Here is a 13,072-nt window from a genome sequence, read left to right on the forward strand (position 1 = left end):
CTTATAAACCTAATGTGGCTTTGAGTAATGAAGTTGTCTCGCCACCAGGATAAAGTACATATAATAATATATATACTGCAACACCTGTAATCGCCGTAAAGAACCAGATGATAGAAGCTACAGGTCCAATCTTACGGTGGATATTAAACTTATCTTTATAAGCGAGAATAATTTGTATTAGCCCCAGTACCCCACCTACTGTAGCTAGTACGATATGGAAGATCAAGAAGATTGTGTAGTAAACTTTGATTGAATCTGGTCCTCCAAATGCAGTATTACCAATAATAGCAGTACGTGCTGCATAAATAATGAAGAATGCTAATGCAAATATTGCTGCCCATAACATGACTTTCTTATGACTTTCAATTTGTCGCTTCCATATCAGTCGCCAACCGATTGCTACGAGAATCGCGCTGATAACGATGAAGCTAGTACTTAATGTCGGTAAAATAGGTACACTCATAACTTCCATCCTTACTTACTTTATTTCAGACTGCGAGAACCAGTCTTATTTACAGTATTGCGCCGCTAAAGTATCTTGAATTAAAACATTTTAATCAATGACACAATAACGGTAAGAACGAAGAACACGACCAAGTAATTTAATGAATAAATGAACATCTTCGTTGCCCATTTCGTATGATCTGTATTCTTCTTGAAGCTTGTAAAGCCAACAAAGAACCAACCTAAGTTGAGTAACGTTGCGAGAACCATAAACGTCGTACCTAATTGACTAAACAAGAATGGTAACGGTAGTAGACAAACTAACCAGAAGAACATGCTTGCACGCGTACGATTGAAACCTTTCACTGAAGGTAACATAGGAATGTTCGCTAAGCTATATTCATCTTGGCGTTTAATCGCTAACGCGTAGAAGTGAACAGGTTGCCAGCAGAACACGACTAAGAAGAGTGCAATCGCTGTAAGGCTGATATTTCCTTCTAACGCTGCCCAACCGATAAGTGGCGGTACAGCTCCTGGAAAGCTTCCTATAACAGTATTCCAAACTGTATGACGTTTAGACCAGATAGAGTAGAAAGACACATAACCTACTATACCCATCAAGCCGATAACGCCTGAAGCAACATTAAGTGTGAAGAGCAATGCTTCCCCTATAAGCATCATCCCAAAACTTAGTAATATTAAATTTCGATCTGAAATTCTATTATTTACAGTTGGTCGTTTCTGCTTACTAGGCATGATACTATCGATATCTTGGTCATAGTAGTTATTTAAAGCACAAGAACCGCCCATGATAAGCGTTGAACCAACTATCATAATTAAGATTTGTGGTATAGATGAGAGGAAGGAATGATGTGCGAACACAACTGCTAACCACGCACCAGCGAATGCAGGAATTAGATTACCTTGAACCAATCCCATCTTGATAATCTCTTTCAGCTCTTTGAGACTGACACGCGTTGATGTGTGAGACATCACTTGTTCTTGTTTCATAATCTCCCTCCTAATTATTCATATAGTACTATGATATTACAATTTCAGGTAAAAGACTACAGACTAAACCAATAATTTGTGACAGACAAACGACAAAGTATTGCAATATTATTATAGAAACGCAAATAATCCATACTTTATATATCGATGGCGACCAGTTAAGGAGGGTTGAGTCGCGTAATCAATTTGTTAAAAGAGGCTAACGACAATGAAGAATGTACGCCATTGTCCTTTCATACATCTGTCTAAAGCGCCCTCGTTTTTTCTTTCATAAAGCTGTCCAGATCTCGTCACGAGGTCAGTTTTTGTTGAGTTCAGACAGCTACTGTGCTACTTTCTCTGTTCATCGCACTGATCTTATCAGTAAAACTTTGATGTAGGATTGAAAGTAGTCGTGCCAAGTGAATGAACAGAGACACTTTCAAACGCGAAAAAATCATTAGGATGAAGCGATTTTACTACCCGTAAATGAGCAAAGAGGAATGATTCTCGACTAATCCTTTTATCTCTACAAGTTAAAATAAACACTTCAAGACAAGGAAATGAAAATGGTGAAGCAAGGGAGAGAAAGACAGAAATCTATTTGATTTCGTCGTCTTTCCTTCGCAAGGCGGACTAGAACTTAACACAACGCCAGTTTTGTTGAGTTCAGACAGCTACTGCGCTACTATCCGTAAATGACTAATGAGCCATTTTCATTAACGCAGGATTGAGGTATTTAGTTTAACTTGTCATTATAAAGACACAAATTAAAGGCATATCCTTGTTATAATAATACTAAGATTTTATTATGTTCAGTGAGAACATAGAAACGGTATATTAAAGAGAAATATGGTGAAACTGAGGAACGGACTATTCCTTAGTTTCTTTGATGGGGTGTTTAACATTGTTTAGAAAGCGTAACCTTAAGTGGTTATCTATTATAGCGACACTCATTATGGCTTGGGTCCAACTTGGTGGTGCTTTAGTCACGAAGACGGGATCTGAAGATGGTTGTGGGACAGATTGGCCTTTATGTCACGGCGCGTTAATCCCTGATAGCATGCCAATTCAAACGGTCATTGAATTAAACCATCGTGCTGTGAGTGCCTTGTCTTTAATCTTTGTATTATGGTTGGTCATCGTTGCTTGGCGCCATATTGGTTACATCAAAGAAGTTAAGCCGTTATGTATTATCAGTGTCGGCTTCTTGCTTATTCAAGCCCTTATCGGAGCTGCCGCAGTCGTTTGGCAACAGAACGCTTATGTATTAGCCTTGCACTTTGGTATCTCACTTGTCAGCTTCTCATCTGTGTTTGTTCTGACATTGATTATCTTCGAAGTAGATAGAAAGTATGACGCGGATGAACTTTATATTCATAAACCGCTACGTGTCTTAACTTGGTTGATGGCCGCTATCGTTTACTTAACGATTTACACTGGCGCATTAGTTCGTCACAAGAAAGCAAGTTTAGCTTATGGTGATTGGCCAATTCCATTTAGCGATCCATTGCCACATAGCGTAGTAGATTGGGTCAACTTCACCCACCGCTGTATGGCACTCATCGCTTTCATTTGGATTCTGATTTCATTTATCCATGCGATTAAAAATTATTCAGAGAACCGTACGATTCGTTACGGCTACACTGCAGCCTTTATATTAATCATTCTACAAGTCATTACAGGTGCTTTATCGGTGATTACACATGTGAATCTGATTATCGCATTATTACATGCTTTAATTATCACAATACTCTTCGGTCTGATTGCCTACTTCATGGTTCTGATGATAAGAACGATTCGAAGTGGACATTAGCCATAGAATGATATATAGACCTTGAGGAACGTAACCTCAAGGTCTTTTTTCTATATCGTAAAAAAGCAAGAGCCCGTATAGAGCTCTTGCTTAATTGTTAATAGCGACGCGGAATATCTACGTTACGCTGATGTTTCTGTGCTTGTTTCTTGCGCGCTTCATCAATTTTAATCTGTTTAGCTGTGATAAGTAATAGACCCATTGCGATACTCAAGCTGATCATAGATGAACCACCGAAACTGATAAACGGCAATGGCACACCTGTCAATGGAATCGTACCTGAGATACCACCTAAGTTAACGAACGTTTGACTACCGATGTAACTTGCGACACCCACACACACGAGTTTGTAGAAATAAGATGTCGTCTTATTCGCTAAGACAAAGGCTTTGTATACGATGAAGAACAGTAAGCAAATGACGAATAACCCGCCGATTAAACCGAGTTCTTCACAAATAATCGCAAAGATAAAGTCTGTATGCGGTTCTGGTAGATAACCGAGTTTCAGCACACTGTTACCGAGCCCTCGTCCCAACAGTCCACCATTACCGATTGCGAGCAGCGAGTTAGAGACGTGATAACCTGTACCAGACTCGCTGTTGAACGGATTGGTAAAAGTACTAAAACGTGCGGCTAAATAATCAGGAAAGGCCCCTAATAGTAAGAAGAGTCCACCTACTAATATGATACCGAAGAGGATGATAAACCCATACTTCAATATCTTCTCAATTCCTACCCCAGCGTAGAGAATAACCGCAAAGACAACCATAAGTATAAGCAATGTTTGACCTACGTCACGTTGCAGAAGTACAAGTGCCACACAAATGCCTGCCAGAATAAGAGGGGACATCAGTACTTTAGGTTCTCTGAAGACTCGTGGCCGCTTCTTCTCTATCATAAACGACAAATAAAGGACTAACGCGATCTTCAAGAATTCTGAAGCTTGTAAGTTCATAAAACCTAAATGAATCCAACTTTTAGAACCATTGATATTACTACCAATCAATAATGTAGCGACTAGTAAACCTACCATGACTAGCATCATAATCTTCTGGAATTTAAGCGTTTGTAAGATCTTGACGTTCATAAAGAAGGCCATGAAGAATACCAGTCCCATACTGACAATGACATAAAGCAATTGTCGCGTATAGAAGTACGTACCACTTACAGGCGTACCATTGGTCAACGTTCCTTTCGTCGCAGCTACCATGCTTGCGCTATAAACCATGATGATGCTGATTAAGCACAAGATGACATAGGTCACGACTAAAGGATAATCTATGTATTTAGAATATTTACCTATGTATCGTAGAAATTGTTTTAAATTATTCATTTGCTTTACTCATCCAATTCTCCAAAATAAGTGCAGTAATTCGGCTTGGGACAAAAGTAGTACTTATTTAAATTTCAATGTTAAAACTCTCGCTTGCTTATGGTCCACACTCAACTAATTCCTCTCGCTCTAAGAGCTCTAGGAATGGATTTTCGTTGTGGTCTTAATCCATCAAGCGTCTCGAGTTCACATTGAAAATTTGCTCAAAAAATTCACTTTAAGCGCGATGTGAACTTATCTAAGATGTTAATTTCTTTTAGTGTCCCAGCCTCGTATTTATTTATCAACATAAAATATTTGGTTTGTTTTCATTAAAATATACTTAAAAATTCATATGTAACATTCATTAATAAAAATGAGCAATTAGAAAGAACTAATAACAAAAGTAAACACTATTACATTTTAAGTGCCATATAAAAGCAAGTAGTATCTTACAAATTCTAGCTCATTGTTTATTTTTAATTAGTATGTCCAATCGCATCACTCATCTATTCACATATTATAGCAAATATTTATGGTCAGACTCGAATAAATCTATGTGATTGCTCAAGACTTTTACTACAGAAAAGAAAAAAGACTGAGTCGAATCAACTAGTGATAACTCAGTCTGCAACCTTTCATCTATGTATCCTGTATAACTGCTATACGACATAGATACGGGTGTCCTATTAACATGCAATCCAGCTCGACTCTGTTTCACATGAAGAATAAGACATCTTTCTCTCTAACAATCTATATTCCAACTGCGACGTGCTATACCAAGTTATTCCCCTGACTCAGTTTCACACTGTAGCAGTTTGATGATTCGAACTAACTATTAGACATTTGTGAAAGCTTCATGCAATTTAGAAAGTTCTTTTTCTAAACGAAGCATTAAATCTTTGCCTTCTTCTCGGTCGACTAAACCAAGTTCAACTGCAAAGTCTACTTCTTTCTGTAAGCCATACATTTGAGTGTCTAATACTTCTTCGTATAATGGGCACTGCGGTAAAGTAAGATTATCCATTTGAACTTTAATCATTTGGAAGATTCTTTCCGCATCTTTATTTAACTGGTCATATGCCGCACTATTCAACTTCTGGCTCTTTACCATGACATACTCCCCCTATCATTTATAGCTTATAAATCAAATTCTATCTTACTGTTGAGTAAAAAGCAAGCCAATTCCAAGAATATGCTTACACTTGTGAGATGTGATAAAATTATTAAGAAAGTGTTTACAAGATAACACATTACATCTCAGTAAATGTCGATATATTTGTATGGTAACGTTTTCAAGATGAATTGCAACTATTTTATAACTCTGAGAAATTCGAAATCAACACAACCATACATAACGATACTAATAATCAATCGAGGGAGTGGAATTATGATACAAATTACGGGCGCTGTTAAATTCCCAATCACTTTAGATAGCACAACTTGGATCTTCGATGATCGCAAGGTACGTATTGAAGATTTAGAGAAAGGTGTCTTCGAAGGCACTAAACCTATCGCATTTGAAGACAACCGTGAATGGAACCGTGCCATTCTTGAGGGACAAACAAATCCTCCAACATTAAACTCTGAAATTAAATATAAACGTCGTTCTTTCCTAGAAGGTACATTCGTGATTAACATGACACCATTTTTCAAAAATGCAGAGCCAGAGAAAGATGCATCTATCATTCGTTTATCTAACGAAGAAACATCAGTGGATGTGCCACTAGAACTCTTGCCTTACCTCTTCTTCCAGTTTGCGAAGGAAGGTAAACGTCTTTACGAGGACAACATGGTAGATAGTTTCGTCTATATTCCAGATAAAGGTTACGACTACCAAATCAAGCACGTCACACAAATCGAGGTGCGATAAGCCGATGAGGAAAGTCACATGTATAATTTGTGATACAGAGGTTTATATCGACGAACGTACGCTAGAAGCTAAGCGTTTACGTAATGATCCGATTCATACCTTTATGTGTGATGAGTGTAAAAGTCGACTCGATACACCTAAGCAACGACGTCAAAAGACAACATTTAATCATCGCTAATATGTAATCACGCTCTCATGACTGTCCTAAGGTCTTGAGAGCGTTTGTTTTTTGAGTAGTACTATGAATAATTTTTATCCTATGAGTTATTGACTTATCCTTATACAGTAACGTCTTTCTCCCTAACCCCACAGCCACAAATCCTAAAAAAGCACCCACCCCACTGTTGGGATGAGTGCTCTATTACTGCAACTAATTATTATTCTTCGTCTTGCATCATTTGTTTAACACGTTTTGCTTCTTTTTCACGTGCACCTTTTTCTAGTATTTTCTTTCTAATACGGATGGATTCAGGTGTCACTTCAACTAACTCATCGTCGTTGATAAATTGAAGTGCTTCTTCAAGCGTTAAGATACGAGGACGTTTCATAGTTTCTGTTTGGTCTTTCGTAGCTGAACGTACGTTAGTTTGATGTTTCGTCTTCGTGATATTTACTGTTAAGTCATTTTCACGATTATGTTCACCAACAATCATACCTTCATACACATCTGTACCAGGTTCCATAAAGTTCGTACCGCGGTCTTCTAAGTTAATAATCGCATAAGAGCTTGCTTGACCTTTGTCCATTGATACGAGTGCACCATTACGACGACCACCTAAACGGCTCTTAATACGTGGTCTGAATTCTTCAAAGGTATGGTTAATGATACCGTAACCACGTGTTTGAGACATAAATTCAGTTGTGTAACCAATCATACCACGCGCTGGCACCATAAAGATTAAGCGAGTAAGACCATTATCTGTAGTAATCATATCTTCCATTTCGCCTTTACGCGCACCTAGAGATTCGATGACTGCACCTGTGTAGTCAGATGGTACCTCACATTGAACACGTTCAAACGGTTCACAAGTCACGCCATCAATATCACGTAAGATAACTTGTGGTTTAGACACTTGTAATTCATAACCTTCACGTCTCATATTTTCGATTAGAATAGATAAGTGAAGCTCACCACGACCTGCAACAATCCAAGTGTCTGGTGAATCTGTTTCAGTAACTTTGAGAGATACGTCTGTCTCAAGTTGCTCGTCTAAGCGTTCTTGAATTTGGCGTGCAGTTACGTAATCACCTTCACGACCTGCAAATGGTGAATTGTTAACTTTAAATGTCATTTCCAATGTAGGTTCGTCAATTCTGAGCACAGGTAATGCTTCTTGATGGTCTTGCGGTGTTACCGTTTCACCTACGTTAATGTCTTCCATACCTGATACAGCGATGAGGTCCCCTGCTTTCGCTTCTTCGATCTCTTCACGATTTAAGCCGAAGTAACCGAAGAGTTTCGTTACACGGAAGTTCTTCACGGATCCATCAAGTTTTAAAAGTGATACGCTGTCGCCAACTTTGATTGTTCCTCTGAACACACGACCGACACCGATACGGCCTACGTAATCATTGTAATCGAGGAGTGCGACTTGGAATTGAAGTGGTTTGTCGCTATTATCAACCGGTGCTGGAACATAGTCGATAATTGTTTCATATAATGCTTTCATGTTGTCGTCTTGTTGTTCTGGGTCAAGGCTTGCTGTACCGTTGACTGCTGAACTGTAAACAACAGGGAAATCACATTGTTCTTCAGAAGCATCGAGTTCGATAAAGAGATCTAATACTTCATCAACTACTGCTTCAGGACGTGCTGTCGGTTTGTCGATTTTGTTGATTACGACAACAGGTTTAAGGTTTTGTTCTAACGCTTTTTTCAACACAAAGCGAGTTTGAGGCATTGTACCTTCGTACGCATCGACAACAAGTACAACACCGTCTACCATTTTCATAATACGTTCTACTTCGCCACCAAAGTCAGCGTGACCTGGTGTATCTAATATATTAATACGATTACCGTTATAATCTACTGCTGTGTTCTTAGAAAGGATTGTAATACCGCGTTCTCTTTCTAAGTCATTGGAGTCCATTGCACGTTCATCAACATGTTCATTTTCACGGAAAATACCAGATTGTTTAAGTAATTCATCAACAATCGTAGTCTTACCATGGTCGACGTGCGCGATGATAGCAATATTACGAACATCTTCTCTTAAATTAGTCATTTTATATTTTCCTTTCTTATTGTAGATTCCCACTTTTAATTGTAACTTTTTTATTATATCATATAATAGATGAAAGAATACAAAAAGGTGTGATTCAGATGGAACAAAAGTCACAGAAAAAATCGAAAGCGATTTTCTGGGTACTCGCTGTCCTAGCGATTGTCTTTCTTACCCTCTTTAGCTTCAGTATAGGTGCTGGAAATATTCCATACATGATTTTAACACTTATACTATTCATTGCAACATTTGGCGTAGGTTTCTCGCTCAAGAAGAAATATAGAGAGAATGACTGGTTCTAAGGAATTCAGCTCGTATAAATTTAGATACGTACATCTCGAAACGCGCATCTTATAGAAAAATGCGATGAGATACGTCAATCCAAAGCATGTCATATGACGAAGTAAAAAAGCCGGTTTAGCGTGAAGCACTACGCTAGACCGGCTTTCTGTTTATGATTGCTGTATTCTTTGATGGAAAGCTTGAATTACCTCTTGATGATGTGAGAAATAATGTGTAATAAGTTCATCATGTAATTGAGGGTTAGCTACGACGACTGAACTTGGTTGTTGAATCGATAATTGTTGTCCGAGCAAATCCGTCGCTGTACCTCCTGTTTCTGCAAGGATAATCGCTGCCCCTGCATAATCCCATGGACTGAGTCGCGGTGTCATATATCCTGCAAGCTTACCTAATGCCACGTTGACGATTTCCAACGCCGCAGAACCATAAGCACGCGCACTTCTCGCATCGGCCACCACTTGTTTAAATATCGCTTCGGATTTCGGTTTCGCTAACCAATTCGGATTGATGCCAATGATACTTGTTTTTAAGGTTGTATGATTAATTGTACTTAATTCATTATCGTTAACAAAGGCACCCTCGCCAGCTTTCGCATGATAGAGCGTATCCCCCATCACATCGTAAACAAAGCCAGCATAGGGTTCTCCGTCATCATAAATACCTATAGAAATCGCAAAGTGATCGCCTTGATGTACAAAGTTCAACGTTCCATCAATAGGGTCAACCACCCACGTCACACCTTTAATTGAGCCTAAATCATGTCCATGACCTTCTTCACCGATGACATGATGCTCTGGATACGTCTCTTGTATATTATTATAGATAAACGTTTCCGTCTCTTTATCTACATTCGTTACCAAATCATTAGGATTCGATTTCGTTTCAACTTGAATCGAAGCATGCATCTTCTCACGGATTTGTTGCCCCGCTTCAAGAATTAATCCCTTAGCAAATTCGTACACTGTCATAGTTTCATCTCCCATATCTCCATTATACTACACTTACGTGTCATCTTTTCGCATTTTTCACTTGTAAAATGAGAACTAAAAATCTCGCTTATAAATCACATATCAGTTGTCCATTTCCCTTTTATCTATAGTTAAAATCACTTACATGAGTAAAACTGTGAATTGTGCTACAATACTTACAAATAGACTCGTTGACGAGGAGGATTCGATGACTCAATACACATTTAAACCTAACGATTTCAAAGTCTTTGACGTTGATGGACTCGACGCTCGTATGGAAGCGTTAGACAAATATATACGCCCTCAATTACGCGAACTTGGCGAATACTTCACACAATTCCTTGAAACGGAAACAGGTGAAACATTCTATGCGCACGTTGCAAAACACGCACGTCGAAGTGTCAACCCACCTAGCGATACGTGGGTAGCCTTTGCGACAAACAAGCGCGGCTATAAGATGGAACCCCACTTCCAAATTGGCTTGTTCCGCGATCAACTCTTTGTCATGTACGGTATCATGCACGAAGGCAAAGATAAAGAAGAGAAAGTTAAGACTTTCGAAGAACACTTTGACTACTTGAAACAACTACCAGACGACTATAGTTTAAGTTTAGATCACATGAAACCTGAGAAGAAATACATTAAAGATTTAACAGATGAGGAAATTCAAGCTGCGATCGATCGTGTTAAAAATGTTAAAAAGGGTGAGTTGTTCGTAGCCAGAACACTTGATCCATCTGACTATCGTTTGAAGAAAGACCAAGCATTCCTTTACTTCTTAGAAGATACGTTTAAACATTTATTGAAATTCTATCAATAAGTACAGCGCATAACTCAATATTACTACGAGTAAACCTCCTTATGAGCGAGAACGTTACGCACGGCTTATCGCGTTTGTTCTCTCATAAGGAGGTCTCTTTTTAATAAATGTAAGAATCTTTCTCTTTTCTTTGTTGCATTTCGCGTGCTGGATCAAAGCTTTGCTCTGTGTTGTGTGACCCTTGAGATGAAGAATCGTCTTCCCCACTGTATTGCGGACGTTTCGGATCTTTCTTAGATAGCAACATAATACCCGCGATTAACCAAAGTATTGCAGCGATATAGTTGCTCGTAACGAACCCAACTACAGCTACGGCAATCATGAGTATGCCACTTAACACACGTTTCTTCTTAAGTAATAGCGTTGCAATGATTCCAAATACGGTACTGAATAATACACCTACGACAACCGCACCAAGTTGAAATGTGATTTGATCCATTGAAAGTTGTTGACCTTGTTGTTTCATGACATCACTTATTTGTTGTCTCGTTTCAGGAATACTAAATAAGACTAAAGATAAAGCCATTATAATGAGAAACAAGGCACTTAAACCATTAGCGATCCATGCTAGAATCTTCTCTGTTTTTCTACTCATATTCTTCCTCCTCTACACTTATTTCTATAGTATCAAAAATATTTTAACTTCGACAATTTCGGGAATAGATTGTCGTAAAGTAATTGATTGTAAAATGATTGCATTTTACTCAAACCTGTCGTTCTCCATATTGTACGGAAATTTGAGTGAAAACACCTTAAATGAATTTGCGTATAAATTTAGGTTGACCTAACTTTAGATTTCGATTAAGGTAATAGATGTAAAAATCAATAGATTGAAGGTGTTATATTGAAGTCTGAACCCGAATCCTCTCGCAAAAGTCTTGAGGAAATAAACAATACAGTCTCTGTAAATCATGATGGGAAGTTTAGTCAAAAATTATTATCTTATCTAGGTCCAGGATTACTAGTGGCAGTCGGATACATGGACCCTGGTAACTGGATTACTTCAATGCAAGGTGGCGCGCAATTTGGTTATACATTGCTATTCGTAATCTTACTCTCGAGTGTCGCAGCCATGTTATTACAAAGTATGACTGTGAGATTAGGCATAGCAACGGGTGATGACCTAGCTCAAGCAACACGTCGCTATCTCAATAAACCGATGGCATTTATCTTCTGGATTATTGCAGAACTTGCTATTATTGCGACAGACATTGCCGAGGTCATTGGAAGTGCCATAGCGTTAGACTTGCTCTTCCACATACCATTAATTGTGGGGGCAATCATTACCGTGTTAGATGTATTCTTACTCCTCTTTATCATGCGCTTTGGTTTCCGCAAGATCGAAGCGATTGTGGGTGTATTAATCTTCACGGTGCTCGCTATCTTTGTCTTTGAAGTGTTTGTCGCATCACCACATGTAAATGAGATGTTAGAAGGCTTCTTACCGAGTCAATCAATTATTACAAATCACAGCATACTCTTTATCGCATTAGGTATCGTAGGTGCGACGATTATGCCACATAACCTATATCTACATTCATCTATCGTTCAATCAAGAATGTATGACCGCAATAGTACAGAAAGTAAAGCTCAAGCGATTAAATATGCGACGCTAGATTCTAATATTCAACTCATCATCGCTTTCGTCATTAACTGCTTGTTGCTCGTCTTGGGTGCTGCATTATTCTACGGCGTCGACAGTGATAAACTCGGTGGTTTCTACGATCTATATCATGCGTTGCAGAACCAACCACTACTCGGCGCAACTTTAGGCGGCATCATGAGTACACTTTTCGCTGTGGCATTGCTTGCATCTGGTCAGAACTCAACGATCACAGGTACGATTGCCGGCCAAATTGTGATGGAAGGCTTTATTCATTTACGTTTACCTAACTGGGCGCGACGTTTGATCACACGTGGTTTAGCGATCCTTCCTATCATCCTCTGTCTCATCATATACAAAGGCAGTGAATCTAAGATGGAAGAACTACTCGTGTTCTCGCAAGTCTTTCTGAGTATCGCCTTGCCATTCTCGTTAATTCCACTTCAACTTGCTACCAACAATAGTAAAATGATGGGGCGTTTCAAGAATAAAATGTGGGTTAACGTTATATCTTGGGCATTGATTATTATCTTGAGTATCTTAAATATTTATCTCATCATCGAAACATTCCAAGAGTTATAAGCGAAATTTAAAGCGCGCTGAGAGCATATACATAACAGTATGCTTTCAACGCGCTTCTTCTTTATACAAAGAGTCTGAGACAAAATTAAATAATTATTAATTTTCAATGTTATAACTTTCGCTTGCTTGGGAGAAGCAC

13 protein-coding genes are annotated in these 13,072 nt (G+C 38.6%); 6 read left to right on the forward strand and 7 right to left on the reverse strand.

Going from position 1 to position 13,072, the window contains the following annotated elements; genetic code table 11:
* Nucleotide 1 precedes the first annotated feature (1 nt).
* Nucleotides 2–463 (reverse strand): DUF420 domain-containing protein, encoded by a 462-nt coding sequence (locus CD126_RS02025; protein WP_049406945.1) that lies wholly within the window; start codon nt 461–463, stop codon nt 2–4.
* Nucleotides 464–543: 80 nt separating this feature from the next.
* A complete protein-coding gene (gene cyoE, locus CD126_RS02030; protein WP_002472880.1) occupies nt 544–1,455 on the reverse strand; it encodes a heme o synthase in 912 nt (303 codons plus the stop codon).
* Between the two features lie 886 nt (nt 1,456–2,341).
* Here cyoE and CD126_RS02035 point away from each other — a divergent pair.
* On the forward strand, nt 2,342–3,250 hold the full coding sequence (locus CD126_RS02035; protein WP_049406940.1) for a COX15/CtaA family protein: 909 nt from the start codon (nt 2,342–2,344) through the stop codon (nt 3,248–3,250).
* Between the two features lie 97 nt (nt 3,251–3,347).
* On the opposite strand, the gene ftsW is transcribed toward CD126_RS02035, so the two are convergent.
* A complete protein-coding gene (gene ftsW, locus CD126_RS02040) occupies nt 3,348–4,583 on the reverse strand; it encodes a cell division peptidoglycan polymerase FtsW (RefSeq protein ID WP_049406937.1) in 1,236 nt (411 codons plus the stop codon).
* Between the two features lie 817 nt (nt 4,584–5,400).
* Complete coding sequence (locus CD126_RS02045; protein ID WP_002472897.1) at nt 5,401–5,676, reverse strand: Fpa/YlaN family protein; 276 nt, start codon at nt 5,674–5,676, stop codon at nt 5,401–5,403.
* Between the two features lie 276 nt (nt 5,677–5,952).
* Between CD126_RS02045 and CD126_RS02050 the strand changes: the two genes are divergently transcribed.
* Both CD126_RS02050 and CD126_RS02055 read left to right on the forward strand, forming a co-directional pair.
* The gene (locus tag CD126_RS02050) at nt 5,953–6,435 is read left to right on the forward strand and encodes a hypothetical protein (RefSeq protein ID WP_103369953.1); all 483 of its coding nucleotides are present in this window, start codon (nt 5,953–5,955) and stop codon (nt 6,433–6,435) included.
* A 4-nt stretch (nt 6,436–6,439) separates the two neighbouring features.
* Complete coding sequence (locus tag CD126_RS02055; protein WP_002472895.1) at nt 6,440–6,613, forward strand: DUF2197 domain-containing protein; 174 nt, start codon at nt 6,440–6,442, stop codon at nt 6,611–6,613.
* A 199-nt stretch (nt 6,614–6,812) separates the two neighbouring features.
* On the opposite strand, the gene typA is transcribed toward CD126_RS02055, so the two are convergent.
* A complete protein-coding gene (typA, locus tag CD126_RS02060) occupies nt 6,813–8,660 on the reverse strand; it encodes a translational GTPase TypA (RefSeq protein WP_049406931.1) in 1,848 nt (615 codons plus the stop codon).
* A 98-nt stretch (nt 8,661–8,758) separates the two neighbouring features.
* Here typA and CD126_RS02065 point away from each other — a divergent pair, with 98 nt between their 5' ends.
* The gene (locus CD126_RS02065) at nt 8,759–8,959 is read left to right on the forward strand and encodes a DUF5325 family protein (RefSeq protein ID WP_049406928.1); all 201 of its coding nucleotides are present in this window, start codon (nt 8,759–8,761) and stop codon (nt 8,957–8,959) included.
* Between the two features lie 150 nt (nt 8,960–9,109).
* Here CD126_RS02065 and CD126_RS02070 read toward each other — a convergent pair whose 3' ends face one another.
* Complete coding sequence (locus CD126_RS02070; protein ID WP_049406926.1) at nt 9,110–9,928, reverse strand: inositol monophosphatase family protein; 819 nt, start codon at nt 9,926–9,928, stop codon at nt 9,110–9,112.
* A 208-nt stretch (nt 9,929–10,136) separates the two neighbouring features.
* On the opposite strand from CD126_RS02070, the gene CD126_RS02075 reads away from it, so the two are divergent.
* Nucleotides 10,137–10,748 (forward strand): YktB family protein, encoded by a 612-nt coding sequence (locus CD126_RS02075; RefSeq protein ID WP_049406922.1) that lies wholly within the window; start codon nt 10,137–10,139, stop codon nt 10,746–10,748.
* Nucleotides 10,749–10,848: 100 nt separating this feature from the next.
* On the opposite strand, the gene CD126_RS02080 is transcribed toward CD126_RS02075, so the two are convergent.
* Nucleotides 10,849–11,343: a DUF4064 domain-containing protein gene (locus CD126_RS02080; RefSeq protein ID WP_049406917.1), complete on the reverse strand. Its 495-nt coding sequence runs from the start codon at nt 11,341–11,343 to the stop codon at nt 10,849–10,851.
* A gap of 246 nt (nt 11,344–11,589) precedes the next feature.
* Here CD126_RS02080 and CD126_RS02085 point away from each other — a divergent pair, with 246 nt between their 5' ends.
* Complete coding sequence (locus CD126_RS02085; protein WP_411912609.1) at nt 11,590–12,933, forward strand: Nramp family divalent metal transporter; 1,344 nt, start codon at nt 11,590–11,592, stop codon at nt 12,931–12,933.
* Nucleotides 12,934–13,072: the final 139 nt, after the last annotated feature.

The sequence above is a fragment of the Staphylococcus pettenkoferi genome (assembly GCF_002902685.1).
Classification (GTDB): Bacteria; Bacillota; Bacilli; order Staphylococcales; family Staphylococcaceae; genus Staphylococcus; species Staphylococcus pettenkoferi.